Source organism: Gemmata obscuriglobus (assembly GCF_008065095.1).
Classification (GTDB): Bacteria; Planctomycetota; Planctomycetia; order Gemmatales; family Gemmataceae; genus Gemmata; species Gemmata obscuriglobus.
This window is the reverse complement of sequence record NZ_CP042911.1, coordinates 6,835,242-6,852,865: the sequence shown is the minus strand read 5'-3', so window position 1 is coordinate 6,852,865 and position 17,624 is coordinate 6,835,242. Positions and strand designations below refer to the sequence as shown.

The 17,624-nt window shown below is 68.5% G+C and carries 7 protein-coding genes and 1 pseudogene; 6 read left to right on the top strand and 2 right to left on the bottom strand.

Translation table 11 applies throughout. From position 1 onward, the window contains the following. Window positions 1–122: 122 nt before the first annotated feature. A complete protein-coding gene (locus GobsT_RS28435) occupies window positions 123–713 on the top strand; it encodes an ECF-type sigma factor (protein WP_010041700.1) in 591 nt (196 codons plus the stop codon). A 78-nt stretch (window positions 714–791) separates the two neighbouring features. Then, window positions 792–4,031, top strand: a complete 3,240-nt coding sequence (locus tag GobsT_RS28430) for a serine/threonine-protein kinase (protein WP_010041701.1) — start codon at window positions 792–794, stop codon at window positions 4,029–4,031. Between the two features lie 176 nt (window positions 4,032–4,207). On the opposite strand, the gene GobsT_RS28425 is transcribed toward GobsT_RS28430, so the two are convergent. Further along, the gene (locus GobsT_RS28425; RefSeq protein ID WP_010041702.1) at window positions 4,208–5,338 is read right to left on the bottom strand and encodes a WD40 repeat domain-containing protein; all 1,131 of its coding nucleotides are present in this window, start codon (window positions 5,336–5,338) and stop codon (window positions 4,208–4,210) included. Window positions 5,339–6,582: 1,244 nt separating this feature from the next. Between GobsT_RS28425 and GobsT_RS28420 the strand changes: the two are divergent. The 4 genes and pseudogenes from GobsT_RS28420 to GobsT_RS28405 all read left to right on the top strand — a co-directional run bounded on the left by GobsT_RS28420 (window position 6,583) and on the right by GobsT_RS28405 (window position 13,926). Continuing rightward, window positions 6,583–7,859, top strand: a pseudogene (locus GobsT_RS28420) (cation:proton antiporter). 129 nt (window positions 7,860–7,988) lie between these two features. Further along, the gene (sthA, locus tag GobsT_RS28415; protein ID WP_010041710.1) at window positions 7,989–9,440 is read left to right on the top strand and encodes a Si-specific NAD(P)(+) transhydrogenase; all 1,452 of its coding nucleotides are present in this window, start codon (window positions 7,989–7,991) and stop codon (window positions 9,438–9,440) included. Window positions 9,441–10,165: 725 nt separating this feature from the next. Then, window positions 10,166–12,820, top strand: coding sequence for a cation:proton antiporter domain-containing protein (locus GobsT_RS28410; protein ID WP_010046841.1), 2,655 nt, complete (start codon window positions 10,166–10,168; stop codon window positions 12,818–12,820). A gap of 122 nt (window positions 12,821–12,942) precedes the next feature. Continuing rightward, entirely contained in the window at window positions 12,943–13,926 is a 984-nt protein-coding gene (locus GobsT_RS28405) for a magnesium transporter (RefSeq protein WP_010046845.1), read from the top strand. A gap of 70 nt (window positions 13,927–13,996) precedes the next feature. Here GobsT_RS28405 and GobsT_RS28400 read toward each other — a convergent pair whose 3' ends face one another. Then, window positions 13,997–17,401, bottom strand: a complete 3,405-nt coding sequence (locus GobsT_RS28400; RefSeq protein WP_081471888.1) for a HEAT repeat domain-containing protein — start codon at window positions 17,399–17,401, stop codon at window positions 13,997–13,999. Window positions 17,402–17,624: the final 223 nt, after the last annotated feature.

Sequence of the window (17,624 nt, the reverse complement as noted above, 5' to 3'; positions counted from 1 at the left end):
TGCGCCACCCCCACAGGCGTCGCTGCGGTCCGAAACGCGCAATAGAAAAATGACAAATCTCTGCCGGCCGGCACCGCCCGCGGTCGGCACCGACCGGCCCGCGATCCGGAGTGACGGTTCCGATGCCCGTGTTCACCGAACTGCTCGCGGCCGCGAACGGCGGCAACGCCCGAGCGGTCGAGGACCTGTTCTGCCTCGTCTACGACGACCTGAAGCGGCTCGCCGCCCGCGCCCTCGCCAACGAGACCGTCGGGCACACGCTGCAACCCACCGCCCTGGTCCACGAGGCGTACCTCCGGCTGCTCGGCGACCGGCCGGTCGGGGCCGGGGCGCTCGACCTGCCGGGGGACAGCCGCGGGCGCTTCTTCACGGCCGCGTCCACGGCCATGCGACGAATCCTGATCGAGTCGGCCCGCCGGAAGAAGCGGGCGAAGCGCGGGGGCGGGCGCCAGCGGGTGCCGCTCGACCCGGACCAGATCGCCGAGCCGGAACGGGCCGACGAGCTGATCGCCCTCGACGAGGCGCTGACGGCCCTGACCGCGGCCGAGCCGAAGGTGGGGGAGCTGGTGCAACTACGGTACTTCGGCGGGCTGACGCTGAAGGAGGCCGCCGCCGTCCTCGGCATCGCGCCGCGAACGGCCGACGCCTACTGGGCGTACGCCCGCGCCTGGCTGCTGACCGAGATGGCCGACACGGACGCTCCGGTACCGTGACGGGCCGGGTTGCGCGTTCCGGCCCCCGGCGGCGCATGGTGTTGTGGCGAATCGGATCTGTGGCAGCGAGAGGCGGGCGTGAGCGAGCTGGACATTTTCACCGGGGCCGTGGTCCTCACCGACCCGGCGGCACGCGCCGCCTTCCTGGACCAGGCGTGCTGGGCGAACGCCGCGTTACGGGCGCGCGTTGAGTCGCTCCTGGCCCGCCACGAGTCTGCCGATTCGTTCCTGGAGGACAGCCCGGCGGACCTGCTGCGCGACGCCCCCGCCGCGCCGACTTGGAGGGGCGGCCGGAAGCCCGCGCCGGACCCGGCGACCGCCCCCGGCGCGGTGATCGCCGGCCGGTACGCGCTCGTGCGGTTGATCGGCGAGGGGGGCATGGGCGCGGTGTACCTGGCCGGCCAGACGGAGCCCGTGAAGCGGCAGGTGGCGCTGAAGCTGATCCGCGCGGGGGCGGATTCGCGGACGGTGCTGGCCCGGTTCGACGCCGAGCGGCAGGCGCTGGCCCTGATGGACCACCCGAACATCGCCCGCATGTACGACGGGGGCCTCACCCCGGCCGGCCGCCCGTTCTTCGTCATGGAACTGGTGGACGGCGTGCCGCTGACCGACTACTGCGACCGCCACCGGCTGACCGTCGAGGCGCGGCTGGCGCTGTTCGTGCAGGTGTGCCAGGCGGTCCAGCACGCGCACCAGAAGGGGATCATCCACCGCGACCTGAAGCCGTCCAACGTGCTGGTCGCCGAAGTGGACGGCCGACCGACCCCGAAGGTCATCGACTTCGGCGTGGCCAAGGCGACGGAGCGGAGTCTGACGGACCTGAGCCTGTCGGACGCGGGTGCGGTGGTCGGCACCCCGGCGTACATGTCCCCGGAGCAGGCCGACCCGTACTCGGTGGACATCGACACCCGCGCGGACGTGTACGCGCTGGGGGTGATGCTGTACGAACTGCTCACCGGGTCGCCGCCCCTCGGCGCGACCGGATTCGACCGGGGCGCATTTTTAGAGGTGCTGCGGCTGGTGCGGGAAGTCGAGCCGCCGCGGCCGAGCACCCGGCTGAGCACCGCCGACGCCCTGCCGAGCATCGCCGCCAACCGGAGCACCGAGCCGGCCAAGCTGGCGAAGCTGCTCCGGGGGGAACTCGACTGGGTGGTGATGAAGGCGCTGGAGAAGGACCGCGCCCGCCGCTACGAGTCGGCGAACGCGCTCGCCGCCGATGTCCGGCGGTATCTGGCCGACGAGATGGTGGAGGCCCGGCCGCCGAGCCGGAGCTACCGATTGAAGAAGTTGGTCAAGCGGAACAAGGTGCAAGTGCTGGCCGCGGCCCTGATCGTGTTCGCACTGGTCGCCGGGCTCGCCGGGACCACCGTGGGTCTCGTCGAAGCCCGGCGGCAGGCGGAGGCAGCGGAAAGCGAGCGGACGAAGGCGGTCGCGGCGGCTACCGCCGAGCGGCGGGCGAAGGAGGAGGCCGACGACCGGCGGCGGGCGGCCGAAACCAACCTGGGGTACGCCCGCAAGGCGAACGACATTTTGGGCGAGGTGTTCACCGGCCTCGACCCGGGCGCCAACTACGCCACCGTCGCCGAGTTCCGCGCCGCGCTGCGGGCGAACCTGGGCAACGTCGCCGCCGCCCTGAACGCGGCCGACATCGGCGACCCGCTGGCATCCGCAGGGCTTCACGAGAGGCTCGGGCTCTCGCTGCTCGCGGTCGGCGACGCCGCGTCCGCCCGCCCGCGGTTCGAGAAGGCCGTTGCCCTCCGCACCGAGCGCCTCGGCGCGGACCACCCGGACACCTTGAAAGCCGCGAGCAACCTCGCCTTCGCGCGGAAGGCGACGAACGGTCCGGTGGCCGCCCTGCCGCTGTTCGAAGACCTCCTCGCACGGCGGACGCTCACCCTGGGCGCGGACCACCCGGACACGGTAACGGCCCGAAACAACCTCGGCGTCGCTTGCCAGGAGGTGGGGCAAACCGCCCGCGCGGCCGAGCTGTTCGAAGCCGTTTACGCTCAGCGCGTGGCCGCGCTGGGCGCCGGCCACGCGGACACGCTCGCGACCTTGAATAACCTCGCCACCGCACACGCCACCCTCGGCGCGTACGACCGTGCCGTCGCCTTGCACCGTAAGGCCCACGAAGCGTCGAAGGCGATCCGGGGGGCGGATCACGTCGAAACCCTGAAGCTGCTGAGCAACCTCGGGAGCACCCTCCAGCTCGCCGGCCGCACGGAGGAAGCGGTGCGGGTGAACGAGCAGGTGCTGCCCGTCCGGCGGAAGGTGATTGGCTCTGACCACCCCGACACTCTGACGACGATGGCCAACCTGGGGTACGGGTATCACCTCCAGAAGAAGTACGACCTGGCCCTGCCGCTGCTGGAGGAGGCGCTCCGCGGGCGGGAGGCGGTCCTCGGCAAGGACCACCGCGACACGCTGTCCGGGGTCAACAACTTGGCCCTGGCGTACAGCGGGAACGGGCAAGCGGATAAGGCGGTGCCGCTGTTCGAGCGGGCGGCCGAGCGGATGACCGCCACCCTCGGCGCGGACCACCCGGACACCCTCGCCGCCCAGGCCAACCTGGCGTCCGCCTACCGGCAGACCGGCCGCGTCGAGAAGGCCATCCCGCTGCTCGAACGGGGCCTGGAGCGCCAGGGGGCGGCCCTGGGCAAGGACCACCCTTCGGTACTCACCACGATGACCGGTCTGGCCAACGCCTACAAGGTGGCGGGCCGGCACGACAAAGCCATCCCCCTGTATCAGAGCGCTCTCGAGCGGCGGAAGGCCGCACAGGGCGATTCACACCCGGACACCGTGGCCAGCATCGGCAACCTCGGCGCGGGCTACGCCGCGGCCGGCCGGCACGCGGAAGCGGTCGCCACGCTCGAGCAGTTCGTGGCGGCCCAGCGGAAACAGCTCCCGCCCGCCCGGCTCGCCGCCCTGCTCACCCTGGTGGGGCCGGAACTGGGCCGGTGCGGCCGGCCCGACCTGCACGAGGCCTATTTGCGCGAGGCCGTCGCCACCTACGAGACGAGCGAGCCGGGCGGCTGGCGCGCCGCCGGGGCGCGCGCTCAGCTTGGCGGGCTGCTTCTTGCCCAAAAGAAATACGCCGACGCCGAGCCGCTGCTGGTGAAGGGGTACGAAGGGCTGAAGGCCAAGGAGAACGAGATCCCGCGGGCGTCCGCCGCCCGCCTCCCCGAAACACTCGACCGGTTGATCGAACTGTTTACCGCGACCAAGAAGCCGGACGACGTGGAGAAGTGGCGCCGCGAGCGGGCGAAGTACGCGGTGCCGAAACCGTCGGCCACGTCTCCCAAGGAAGAGAAGTGATCGTCGTCCGGAGCCGGGCGATGAATTGATCGGCGGGCCGCCCGCGCTGATGCGCTCGCATTCGGCCAGGGGCGGTGCGAGGAGGAACGAGCGATCGCCCGCCCCGGTGGGCACCGAGACATGGCGGCGACGGCGGTGATCTGGTGGTTGCCGAACGACGTGCGCAATACTTGTGCTCACTCCCCGCCGGGGAGCCGGGTGACCTGAATTACCCCTTCACGAAGCGATCCCCATGCGAGCCGCGAACCGTCGGGGGAGAACGTGACCGCGCTGGCGTACCCGCCGGCGTCGTCGCGCGACCACGCCGCCAGCTTCTTCCCGCTTTCCAGGCTCCATAACTCCACCGCCTTGTTGGTCCCGGCGGCGAACACGTCCGCCGCTGGCGAACATACCAGAGTTTGGACACGCCCCTTCGGCTCACAGAGATGGGCGGCCTTACCGCAACGGGTGTCGAAGACGTGAATCGGGCCGAACACCGTGCCCGACACGATGAACGTCCCGCCGCGCCCCACCGCGAGTGGGTGGGTGTGTGAAGCGAGGTCGGCGCGCGTGCGGTAGACGAACTCGTGTGCGCGCTTGCCACTGCGCGTGTTCCACACCCACACGCCGCTGAGCGACTCGGGGTCGGCCGAACTGGAACACATTGCCGCCGCTGCTCCGTCCGGCGACAGTGTGAGTGTCTCGCCGTCCGGGGCCGGGACCTCGTTGGTCCTGGGCAGATCGAAGTCCCGGACCCGCGCCTTGGGGTTGGTAAATGGAACGAGTCGGAGCGTCAACTCCTTAGAGGAGTTCGGCCCCACCACGAGGACCGAATCTCCGAGCGGAACGAACCGGCCCGAGAAGTCCCCACCGCGGTGGGTGAAACCGGTCAAGTCGTCCCCGGTTCCATTCCACCGCTCGTACCGCAGCCCCCGATCCGCCCGAACTTCCATGCAGACCGTACCGGAGCCGGCGTCGCGCTTCGTGACCTGCTCCCGCTGCCAGACCAACACCCGGCCGTCGCGGTCGGACCACGTGAGCCGGAGGATGTCCCCGCCGCTGCCGTGGCCGCCGAAATATCGCCGTTCTCTGGTAGCCAGGTCATAGACGTGAACGCGCGAAGCGCTGTTGTCCTTCTCTCGGACGGCTGCGTAAAGCTTCCGGTTGTCCGCCGAAAAGCACAGGCCGACCACCGACTCTCCTTTCTCTAACCGGAGCGTGATTGACCGGGCGCGCGGCGGCGGGGCAACGAACGGTTCCCCCGCAGTGAGGAAGCAGAACGACCCGGTCACAACGAACGCGGACACTGTCAGCAAGCCGGCGCTCATATCACTTCTCGGTCAAAAATATTAAAATCATATGGTTGATAAGTTTTTTACTAATTCGCGAGTTTCTTCGGCAAATCTGTTGCCCATGTTACTTCAGGATACGGTCGGTATCGAGACGCAATCGCTTAACTGCCATCGCCCGAATTTGATACGTGGCAAAAGGAGGATAGTCTTCTCCGATGTGTCGCACATATTGGGAACCCGCTCACGGAATAATGGTTGAATGCGGTTTGCGAAAGGGCGAATGCGGTAAATCGCTCAGTGCCGGAGATACCGCGAAACTAGAACGTCCAAGGCTACCATTTGTGAGCCGCGATGTGCAATCCTTGCACAGGGCTGTGCAGTTCTTGTGCTTCTAAAATGACGCATCTCCTTGCTGCTCCTCTTTTTTCGTCGCGACACGTAGACTATGGTTGCCGCCCGTCAGACCTGAAGATTCCGACGGGGGAGCGTCATGCGGTGGCTCAAAAAGTGCGCGACCTTACTCGCGGTGAGTGTGCTGTGGGTGTCGTTGCCCGGGGTGAGTCGTGCCGGATGGATCACGCTGGTAACCGGTCCGAGCGGGAGCGCTCAGCCGACCCACACGTCCGAGTTCTGGTACGGTTCGTCTTCGGTGCCGCCGTTCGTGGCGATTGACGCGTTGTCCGGGACCGGAAATGTACAGGCCGTCACAGACGGCGGCCGGTCCTTTTTCAGCGGCTCCGGCCTGCCGGTTCTCTTAACCCTTTCGGACGGAGCAGCTTACCTGACCGGCGGTTCGCCGCCGACCGGAGTGACTCCGTACGGCCCGGGGGGGCAACCGATCGGCCCACTCGCTTCGTCGGTGCCTGAAGCGGGTGTTCCGATTCCCGTCGACGCTGCGCGACTCGGACTGACTCTTGCCACTGACTGGTCCAGTGCATGGGTGCTGACCGCGTCCGTTCTTGGGAGCGAAGGGACGGCATCGGGCTCGGTCATCGTTCCGGAAGGTGGCTGGTGGGTTCTGGGTCTGGGGACCGGTCAGGAACAACCGACGCCCGAACCCGAACCCGGCCCGGGGCCGGGACCATCTCCGACTCCCGGTGTACCGGAACCGACCGTGTCGGCACTGGCCGCGTCGGGCGCGCTGCTTCTGTTCCCGTGGCTCCGTCGGAAGGTTCGGGCCACGGGCGCGCAAGAGCCGGTTTGAAATCGGGTTCGTGAAGCGGGACACCCACCCGGCGGCATGGCCGCAGGCGTCACAGGGGGCCGCGAGGAGCGCTGGCATGACCGTATTCGAGATCACCGCCCTACTGATTGTGCTCGCGGCCCTGTTCAGCTACGTCAACTGCGCCGTGCTCAAGTTCCCGCCGGCCGTCGGGCTGATGGCGATGAGCTTGCTCGCCTCGCTCGTGCTGGTGGTCGTCGGGGCGCGGGTGCCCACGGTCGAGGAACGGGCCGTGGAGATCGTCCGGCGGATCGATCTGAACCAAACGATCGTCCAGTGCATGCTCGGGTTCCTGCTGTTCGCCGGCGCGCTCCACGTGCGGCTCGACGAACTCGCGTCCCGCAAATGGACCATTCTTACACTCGCCAGCGTGGGGTTATCGTTTCGACGGTCGTTGTGGGGCTACTGGCGTGGGCGCTGTTGAACGCGGCCGGCGTGCCGGCGCGGCTCGTGTACTGCTTGATGTTCGGCGCCCTCATCTCGCCCACTGACCCGATCGCGGTCATGGCGATCCTCAAACAGGCGGGCGTCCCAAGGGACATGGAAATCAAGATCGCCGGCGAGTCGCTGTTCAACGACGGGGTTGCGGTCGTCGCGTTCCTCGGGTTGTTGGAGGTCGCCACCGGCAAAGTGGAGTTCGACCCGGTTCATTTGGCGCAACTGTTCCTGTGGGAGGCCGTTGGCGGAGCGGGCGTCGGGTTCGTCCTGGCGTGGGTGACCTACCGGATGCTGCGGTCGGTGGACAATTATCAGGTGGAGGTGTTGCTGGCGCTGGCGGCCGGCGGGTACGCGCTGGTCAACCGGCTGCACATGTCCGGTCCGCTCGCGGCTGTCGTCGCGGGCTTGTTGATCGGGAACCTGGGGCGGGCGCACGCGATGTCGCCGACCGTGATCGAACACATGGACACGTTCTGGGAACTGCTCGACGAGATCCTCAACTCGATGCTGTTTGTGCTGATCGGCCTTGAGGTGCTGGCCCTGGCGTTCACCGGCAAGCTCTTGCTCCTGGGGCTGGCGGCGGTGCCGATCGTGCTCGTCGCGCGGCTGATTTCGGTCGCGCCGCCGATCGCGCTGTTGCGAAGGCGCGGGCGGTTCGCCCGGTACACCGTTCGCGTCCTGACCTGGGGCGGGCTGCGCGGCGGCGTGTCTGTGGCACTCGCCCTCTCGCTGCCGCGGACTGTTCGCGGGGAACCGGTCGGTGAGCGGGACGCGCTGCTGGCGATGACCTACGTCGTGGTCGTGTTCTCGATCCTCATTCAGGGGCTGACGCTTGGGCCGCTGACCAAGATCTGGATGAGGCGTCACGCCCCGGAACTCGCTCGACGGGCCGACTGACGCGCGAGAGCGGGGGCGGCACGGCGTGTGCTAGTCGTGACCCGCCGAGGATGAGCGTTTGGTAGCGTTCAGGTGCTGGCGGCGCGCCGGGCCGGAACTCCCGGTCCGTTACGCCCCGGAGATGCGATTGTGTCCGAGCGTGCGAATTTTGATCTCGTTGTGATCGGCGCCGGCCCCGGCGGCGAAACCGCCGCGCTGACCGGGGCGCGGCTGGGTAAACGGGTCGCGGTGGTGGAGAAAGCGCCGTTCGTCGGCGGCGCCGCGGTGAACACCGGCACGCTGCCGAGCAAGACGCTCCGCGAGACCGCGCTGGCGCTCTCGGGGTATCGCAGCCGCGACCTGCACGGGGTCGACCTGTCCCTCCGCCGGAACATTACGGTAGACGACGCGCTGCGACACGAGCGGACCATCAAAGCCGCCCACCGCGATCAGATCCGGGGGTTGCTCGACCGGTACGGCGTGACCGTTGTTCACGGCACGGCCCGGTTCGCGGGACCGAACGTGATTCAGGTTGCGGGGGACGGGGACGCCAGCGAGCGGGAACTCGTCGCGGACAAGGTCGTGATCGCCACCGGCTCGGTCCCGGTGCGTCCGCCCGGGTTCCCGTTCGAGCACACCCGGGTCCACGATTCGGACGAACTCCTCGAACTGCACGAGATGCCCCGGTCGCTCGCGGTCGTTGGGGCCGGGGTGATCGGCAGCGAGTACGCTTGCGCGTTCGCCGCACTCGGCGTCGAGACCTACCTGATCGACGGGCGCAACGAACTGCTGCCGTTCCTCGACGCCGATCTGTCGGCCGCTCTGGAGGCGTCGATGCGGCGGCTCGGGGTGCGGTTCGTGTGGGGGGAGCGCGTCACGTCTTGCGATGCTCCGGACGTTGGCGACGTGCGGCTCGAACTCTCGTCGGGACAAACCCTGACAGTGGACCACGTTCTCATCTGTAGCGGTCGGGTGAGCCGGGCGGGCGACCTGAATCTTGAGGCCGCCGGGCTGCGCGCCGCCCACAAAGGCCGGATCGGAGTGAACGAGTACTTCCAAACGGAGGTGCCGCACGTTTATGCGGTCGGGGACGTGATCGGCTTCCCGGCTCTGGCCTCCACGAGCGCCGAACAGGGGCGGGCGGCCGTCGCCCACGCGTTCGGTACCCCGCTAGCTGGGCCGGTTGCGCCGGTTCTGCCGACGGGCATTTACACCATTCCGGAGATCAGCGCCGCGGGCGAGGGGGAAGAAGAGCTGCGCGCCAAGGGCGTCGAGTACGTGACGGGCCGCGCCGGATACGCGGAAGTGGCACGCGGCAAGATTATCGGAGACGAGTACGGGTTCCTGAAGCTCCTGTTCCGCCGATCGGACCTTAAACTGCTCGGTGCTCATGTGATCGGGGAGCTTGCGTCCGAAGTGGTTCACATCGGGGTGATGGCCTTGATGACCGGTGCGGGAGCCGATTTGCTGTTGGGAACCTGCTTCAACCACCCGACGCTTGGTGAGTTGTACAAGCTCGCCACCCACGATGCCCTACTCCGGATGGGCCGGGAGCGGAACGACCCGACCGCGCTCACAACGGCCCCACGCGTTTCCGGCTGACCCGCTCCGCGAACCGTCCGGTCATCGGTCGGCCCCGGTTGTTGTCTTTGTGTCACAGACATTTCTGTCTGTGCAGCGCGAGAAGGTCGCATAGACAGGAATGCCTGTACCACGAGAAACAAACACAGCCAGCTGGACCTCTCTGATACACGTGCCCGATGGTCGTGTCGCTTTTGTTGACGAGCCGCGACCGCCCGGGAGCGGTGCCACGTACCCCGCTCCCGGGCGGTCGCGGCTCGTCAAGAAAGCGACGCCGCAGATAGGGCCGTGTATGAGAGCAATAAGGCAGCGACTGCGGCCGGCTTCACGATTCCGGTTCCGGTGTTCGGATCGGGAACCGATGACCCTGTTCGCGCGGCCGCTGCTTTACATGAAACATCGAACCGAACTGACCGAACTTCGTATTACACGCCATCGTGGCTCGCGCAGCGCCGCTCAGTTAATGCGACTTCACGAGACCGATACCGGAACCGGCTGTTGGTGCCCGTTTCTTGTGGCGCAGACACTCCTGTCTGTGCCACAAAGACGGCAACAAAAACAGGCACTAACAATCGAACCGTGAGTGAGGACCGGCGACGGACACGGTCGGGCGCCGGTACGGTGCGGACGGCTGCGCCCGCACCGTATCGGCGTTTCGTCCGGTGCGCAAACGACGGCGTGGCGGTCCGGCCGACCTACCGGCGGGCTCCGAGTGTGCCCCCAACTTGATCCCGCAACGGTGACGCATGCACGAGTTCCCTCTCATCACGACCATCGCCGCCGCCTTTACGGCCGCCTGGATACTGGGGCTGTTGACGCAGTGGATGCGGCTGTCTCCGATCGTCGGTTATCTGCTGGCCGGCGTGCTGATCGGGCCGCACACGCCCGGGTTCCAGGGCGACGTGAACCTGGCCCACCAACTCGCCGAGGTGGGGGTGATCCTGCTCATGTTCGGCGTCGGCCTCCACTTCCACCTGGAGGACCTGCTGGCCGTTCGGGCCGTCGCGGTCCCGGGGGCGCTGGGGCAGAGCCTGGTGGCCACCGCGGCCAGCGTCGCGCTGTTCGCGCTGTTCGGCGTGGACGTCAGGACGGGGCTGGTGATCGGCATGGCGCTCGCGGTGGCGAGTACGGTGGTGCTGATGCGCGTGCTGATGGACGCCGACTCGCTGAACTCGCCCGCCGGCCACGTCGCCGTCGGTTGGCTGCTCGTCGAGGACGTGCTGACGGTGATCGTGCTGGTCATGATCCCGGTGCTCGGTGGTCAAAGCGGGGCCGGACCGGACGCGGGCGGGTGGTCCGGTCCGGTGGTCGCGATCGGGCTAGCGCTGCTCAAGCTGGCGGCACTCGTCGCGGTCGTGATGGTCGCCGGTTCGCGGCTGGTCCCCTGGGCGCTCACCCAGGTCGCGCGGCTCCGCTCTCGTGAGCTGTTCACTCTGACGGTCATGGTGTTCTCCGTTGCGATCGCCGCCGGCGCGTACGCGCTGTTCGGCGCGTCGATGGCCCTGGGCGCATTCCTGGCCGGGATGATGGTGGCGCGGTCGCCGGTGAGCCATCAGGCCGCCGCCGACGCGCTCCCGCTGCGGGACGCGTTCGCGGTGCTGTTCTTCGTCTCGGTGGGGATGCTGTTTGACCCCGCGCTCCTGCTCCGCGCGCCGCTAATGATGCTCGCGGCGCTGTTCGTGATCCTGCTGGTCAAGCCGCTCACCGCCCTGGTCATCGTCGCGGCCCTGGGGCACTCGGTCCGAACGGCCCTGACCGTGGCGCTCGGGCTGGCGCAGATCGGCGAGTTCTCGTTCATCCTGTCCGAGTTGGCCCGCAAGCACGGGCTGATGACCGACGACGGCCACAGCCTGCTCGTGGGCGCGGCGATCATTTCGATCACCATCAACCCGGTGCTGTTCCGCAGCATCGACGGCATCGAGCGGTGGCTGCAGCGGCGCCCGCGACTCTGGGCGCGGCTGAACGCGCGGGCCGAGCGGCGCGTCGGCCGCGCCAACGCCGCGGTCGCCGACGATGTGGCCCGCGGCACCGCCGGGGGGAGCCGGCAGGCGGTGGTCGTCGGGTTCGGGCCGGTCGGCAAAACGGTGGACCGGCTGTTGCGGGACGCGGGGCTGAGCACGGTCGTGATCGACACGAACATGGACACGGTGGCGGAACTGCGGCGGCACGGGCAGACGGCGGTTTTCGGCGACGCCGCGCGCGAGGCCATCCTGGAGAGCGCCGGCGTCGCGCAGGCGTCGCACCTCGTGCTGACGCTGCCGCACTCGGCGGACCGGGCCGGGGTGGTCGCGGTGGCGCGGAACCTCAACCCCCGGATGAAGATCTTCGTCCGCGCCCACTACCTGCGCGAGCGGGGCGACCTCGAACAGGTCGGCGCGACCGCGGCGATCTTCGAGGAGGCCGAGGCCGCCGTCTCGCTGGCCCGGCTCGTGCTGGCCGACGCCGGGGCCGGGCGCGACTCGATCGAGAAGGCCGTCCGGGACGTGCGCACGCGGCTGATTCTGGACAACGTTTCGGCCCTGCGCGGGCAGCCGGTGCGCAACATCATGGTGCCGTGGACGCGGGTCCGGCGGCTGTCCAAGGCGGCCACGCTGGACGAGGTGCGCCGGCAGGTCGGGGAGCAGCGGTTCTCGCGCTGGCCGGTGGTGGCGCCCGAAACCGGGCTGCCGGTCGGCTACCTGCTGGCGAAGGACCTGATCGGGCTCACCGCCGACGGCGCCGCGTGGGCCGCCCTCATTCGCCCGCTGGGTGCGGTGCGCCCTGACGACGACGTCGAATCGACGCTGCTGTACTTCCAGCGCGAGGGCACAACGATGTGCGTCGTGACGGACCGCGCGAGCCCCGTGGGTATCGTGACGGTGGAGGACCTGCTCGAGCAGGTCGTCGGGCGGATCGAGGACGAGTACCCGCGGCACCCGGCGGTGAGCCTCCGCGACCTGCTGGTGACCGACGCGGGGCTGCTCACCGTGCCGGGGCGGACGGCCGAGCAGGCGATCACGGAGATGGCCGCCCGGATTCCCGCTCGCTTGCTGCCGCCCGGCGCCGACATCGCCGCGCTGGCCATCGCACGCGAGCACGAATTACCCACGAGTCTGGGCCTGGGCGTCGCGGTTCCGCACGCCCGGTGCCCCAACCTCGCCGAGCCGCTGGTGGTGTTCGGCCGGTCCACGGAAGGGGTCGTCTTTGACCCGCGGTCACCGGACCTCGTACACCTGATGTTCCTGCTGGTGACCCCGGCCGAGCGCCCGAACCTGCAGGTACTACTGCTGGGACAGGTCGCGCGGGCCGCGGGCAACCCCGAGACGCGCAACCGGCTGCGGGCGGCCGAATCGCCCGCCGAGGTCGCCGAGATCCTCGCCGCGGAACCGGTCGGGCCGTCCGGCCCGAAAACCGCCCCGTGACTGACGCGGCCGTCTGCGGGCGGCCCTGGCGAACTGGTCCCGTATCCGGTTCGCGGGTGAGGAATCCGCGCACCGCCCGCCCCGCGCGCCCTCTGGGGCGCCCGGCCGAGAGGAGGCTTGTAATGTCCGATGCCCGCCAGATTCTCGCCGATCCCGTCACCAAGCACATGCGCACGGACCCGACCCGGATCGAGTCGGGCGCGTCAGTCGCGCAGGCGCTCGACTACATCCGGGATCACGAGATCGGCGGTCGGGTCGTCTACTTTTACGTCGTCGACGGCGACGGCCGGCTCGTCGGCGTCGTGCCCACCCGGCGGCTGCTGCGGGCCCGGCCCGAAGCGCCCGTTCTCCAGGTGATGATTAGCCCCGTGGTGGCGGTGCCGCACACCGCCAGCGTGCTGGACGCCTGCGAGTTCTTCACCCTGCACAAGCTGCTGGCGTTCCCGGTGATCGACGCCGACGGGAAGCTGATCGGGCTGGTGGACGTGGACCTGTATACCGACGAACTGGCCGACCTGGAGCGGCGCCAGGAGGGGCAAGACCTGTTCGAACTGGTCGGCGTTCACCTGACCGAGGCCGAGCAGCGGCGGGCGCTGTACGCGGCGCGGAAGCGGTTCCCGTGGCTGATGTGTAACGTGATCGGCGGTATGATCGCCGCGCTGATCGCCGACGCTTACGCCGACGTGTCGACGCTGATCCTGGTGGCGCCGTTCATCGCGCTGGTGACCGGGATGGCCGAGGGGGTCGCGATCCAGTCGGTCAGCCTCGCCCTTCAGACGATGCACGGCCGCCGCCCGACGTGGGGGGCGCTCGGCCGGAGGGTGGGGCGCGAGGTGCTGGTGGGGCTCCTGCTCGGCGCGTTCTGCGGGCTGATCGTCGGGCTCGTGGCGCTGCTCTGGAAGGGCAGCGCGCGGGCCGGGCTGAGCCTGTGCGTCGGCATCGCGGGCGGGGTGGCCGCTTCGGCCGCGGTCGGGCTGGCGCTTCCTTTCTTGCTCCGCATGGCCCGCCGCGACCCGCAAGTGGCGTCGGGGCCGGTCGCTCTGGCCGCCGCCGACATGGTCACGCTGTTGCTGTACTTCAACCTCGGTCGGTGGTTACTGGTGTGATAGGCCGGCCGTTCACTCGGGCCGCGCGGGAACTGCGGCCGGTTTACGACCGTCCGTGCCCCGCGCCCCATCATCGAACGCCAGCGGCCCGCGCCGCGGCAGGGTCCGTGCGCCGTAGCGCCCGGGCCAGAACGGCAGTCAGGTCGTCGTTCGGGTGTGCCGCGAGTGCTTCCGAAATCCATTTCGCAGCCGGTCGGGCCGATGCGTCCAGTCGCCCGATCGCCTCCGCCGCATCGGTCCGATCGACGTATGGGTAGGTGGCCCTCTCCAGCAGCCATCGGACAACTTCCTCGGCCCGGTTCGGGTCCGCGCGTATCAGGATTTCTGCCACCTCGATCCGGCGCTGGTACTGTGGGTCGTCGAAGTGCTTGCCGAGTACCTTCGCCGCCGGTGCCGCGCCAGCCCCGAGCGAACGGAGAACCGTCAACCGGTTCCAGTTCCACACGAACCCATACTTCTTGACCGCGTTACGCAACTCGATTGGGATGGGTTTGAAAAGGTGCCGCTCCTCGTCTCTGGGCTGCTCAAGTTCGGCCTCTGCGAACACACGGATGGCTGCCGGCGGAACTGGCGACGCGACAGCCAGCAGAACTTCCGCAGCCGTGTACCGGACGTTGCGGTCCCGGTCGTCCAGCGCCTTGGTCAGAGCGTGTACCGCCGCGTCCGCCTTCGGCCCGATCCGGCCCAACGCCAGAGCCGCCCGAACTCGGTCGTTGGGCGGGTGGTTGGTGTCGAGCCGCTCGATCAGCGGCCCGATCGAGTCCGGCGCGGCCCGCGCCAACGTTTTGATTAGTGCCACGGTAGGCGGGGTGCGATCCTTGTCCACTGCGCCGAACAGTTCGGTGAGGTGCGCGCGGAGCGCGTGCGGGTCGGTTCTGGCGATCATCTCTACCTGCCAACCAGCCCATTTGTTCTCTCCTTCCCATTGTTCTCGTTCGGCGATCCGCGCCAGCCGGCGCGGCAAGAGACGCCGGTTGGTCACGCGTACCCACGCTGCGAGTGCTCGTTGCCCTTCTGAGGAATTCGCCCCGGTGAAACCTGATCGAGCGAACGCGGCTGCCGCCCGCCGGGCTGCCCCCGGATCCTTCTCTGCCGCAGCTACCGCCCGAAGTAGTGGCACGCTCGCGGGGTCGGGACTGATGCTGATAAGCACGTTCCACGCCGCCCGCCGGACCGGGACTGCAGGGTGGCTCACGCATTCGGCCGCAAAAGACTGCAGCGACGATTTATCGCTGACCCAACCCGGCAACTCGAGCATGTAGCCGTCGGCGAACAGGTTGAGTACCTCGGCGCACCGTTCCGGGGCCAAGCGAGCGAGCCCGGCGGCGAGTCCGCTGACCGCCCCACCGTCTTTTTGAGCGAATGTAATCAATTCGGGGACAATTGATTTGGCAGCCGGGCCGAGTGTAATCAGCACCTTCGCCGCCTGAAATCGTGGGTTTTCTGCTGGGTCTCGGATGTTCTGGTGCCCGGTGAGCAGGGGCGCTAGTCTCCGCACTGTGATCTCTTGTTCGGCTTGGTCGATTCGGCCCACGGCTGCCATCGCCCCAACGATGAGCCCGACCTTCCGCTCGCTAAACGGAGTCCCCGCGCACCGGCGGAGGACTGGTAACGCGGCGCGGGCTCGCGGCCCGAGTTCAGCAAGGGCTTCGACCGCTGCCTCGGTCAACGACCGGTCAGGTTCGAAGCGCGCATTCCAGCCGGCTTCCACCAAACTGATCAACTTCGTGACGGTCGCGTTAGTTGGATCGATTTTGCCGAGCCATTGGACCGCCTGGTATGACTTTTCTGTTCGCGCGTCGATGACCGCCAGCAGAGTGGCGATCGCGTCAGCGTCGTTCGGGACGATTCGCAGGAGGGTATCAGCGGCAACAAATGCGCGATGCCAGGAACCGTTCTCCGCGGCCGGCCGGCTGGTCAGGGCCGGCCGGATGAACGGTACGGCGGCCTTCGCCGCCGGGCCGAGTCGGCCGGCCAGTGCCGCCGCCTCATCAAACGCCGGGGGCAGTCGCCCCGCCTCGGCTGGGGCGGAAAGATACCGGATCACCAGCTCGGCCGTCCGGTCCGCCCCCGGTCCGGTGGTCGGGAGGTGGCGGAAGGCGCGGGAGAACCCGGGTTTGCCGTCGGGTGGGAGCACCCGCGCCGTCACGAAGTCGGCGACCGCCGGCGGGGGGTCGTCCTGATTCTGAAGCGATTCGTCGAACCACTGGGCGAGGAACTCGTCAGGGGTACGAAGCAGGTGCGTTGCGACAAGCGGGAACGCGGACGGTGGCCGCTGCGCTGTGAGCACCTCCCGCACTGCGAACCGCTGCACCGCCGGGTCCGGGTCGGCGAACGCTGGGGCCAGCGTGTCCGCGTCGGCCGTGCGCGCGTACTGAAGCACCTGGATCGCGGCCTTCTTTTCGCGCGCCGTTTTCCCACCTCGTAGCGCCGCCGCGGCGACGGTACGGACCTTTTCTCTGTCGCGGGGCTGGAGCGTCCCCAGGAACTCCCGGACGACCCGTGGCAGGTGCTCCGGCCGTCCGCGAATCGCCTCACGTTTGAATCGTAATTCTTCAAAGGCGGAATCGGGCCATTCGGTGGCAAGGACAGTCGGCAGCCCCTGCTCGTATTTGCCGGCCATCACCAGGATTATGCTCGCGACTGCGGCCAGTTTGCGGTCCCGGTCGGCGAGAAGCGGCACCCACTCGGCCGCTTGAGCGGCATCGATTTGTGACCAAATGCGGATGGTATTTTCATCCGCCGCAGGCACGACGCGGCCCACTTCGTCCGGGTGGCGGACGAACATTGACCACAGAAGTTCTCGCGCCTGCTCGCGTCCGGGGTGGTTCGGGTCCTTGAGGACGGTGAGTAGTACCGGATACGTGGGGTCGCTGGGAAGGCAACCGATTCCCGAAAGAAGCTCGAACGCCGTGTTCCGTCGTGCATGATCGACCGCTGCGAGACCTGGCGCGGTCCCAACGGCAGTGAGTCGCAGAGTGCTGTGCAGAGTGCCGTGTGGGAGGGAGTGTAACTCGCGAACCCGCGCGAGCGCCCGAGAGAGGTGCGCGTCGTAGCGGTCCGGGTCGATGAGGCACTCGGCGAGCGCGGCCCAGTACGCGGCGCTGGTGCGGACCTCGTTCTTCATCGATCGCAGGGCCGGGAGAGCCGCCCGCGCCGCCGGCCCGCGGGCCGCGACCTCGCGGAAGGCGAGCGCCCGGACCGTGTAGTTCTCGGTGTCGTCGAGCCGATCGATGACCTCGTCGAGTGACAACTTCGACAGGTTCGGCGGCGGGGGGAGGGGCGTGGATTCGTCGTCCGTGTCGAACTCGTTGTCGTCGGCGAGCAGGTCAATTTCGAACTGCGCGTCCTGGTTCTGTGGGGTCGTCGCGTCGGGGTCTGGGGCGCGTGCGGGTCGGCTCAGGGTGACAACAACGGCCGCGAGGGCGGCGAACGTTACAAAACCCAAGACGGTGAGGGCAACCCGTCGTCTCATCGGTGTACTCGCGCATCAGGCCGGAGTGCCTCCTGCTCATGATAGCGAGCCGAATCATCGCGCGCCGGGGGCGGTACGCTCTGGCAGCGGGGTGAGTGGCGCGGCACGAATTCGCCGATGCGCGATTCGCTCGTTTCGTCCGACCTGCACTGGTATGCGTCGTGACGGTTTCGTGGACCGCATGGGGGTTCCGATAGTGGAGTCGTAACAACCACCATCGAAC

Bases quoted from the DNA above. Each gene is read 5' to 3' on its own strand.
- GobsT_RS28435 (WP_010041700.1), top strand. From the start codon at position 123: ATGCCCGTGTTCACCGAACTGCTCGCGGCCGCGAACGGCGGCAACGCC.
- GobsT_RS28425 (WP_010041702.1), bottom strand. From the start codon at position 5,338: ATGAGCGCCGGCTTGCTGACAGTGTCCGCGTTCGTTGTGACCGGGTCG.
- GobsT_RS28410 (WP_010046841.1), top strand. From the start codon at position 10,166: ATGCACGAGTTCCCTCTCATCACGACCATCGCCGCCGCCTTTACGGCC.
- GobsT_RS28405 (WP_010046845.1), top strand. From the start codon at position 12,943: ATGTCCGATGCCCGCCAGATTCTCGCCGATCCCGTCACCAAGCACATG.
- GobsT_RS28400 (WP_081471888.1), bottom strand. From the start codon at position 17,401: ATGAGACGACGGGTTGCCCTCACCGTCTTGGGTTTTGTAACGTTCGCC.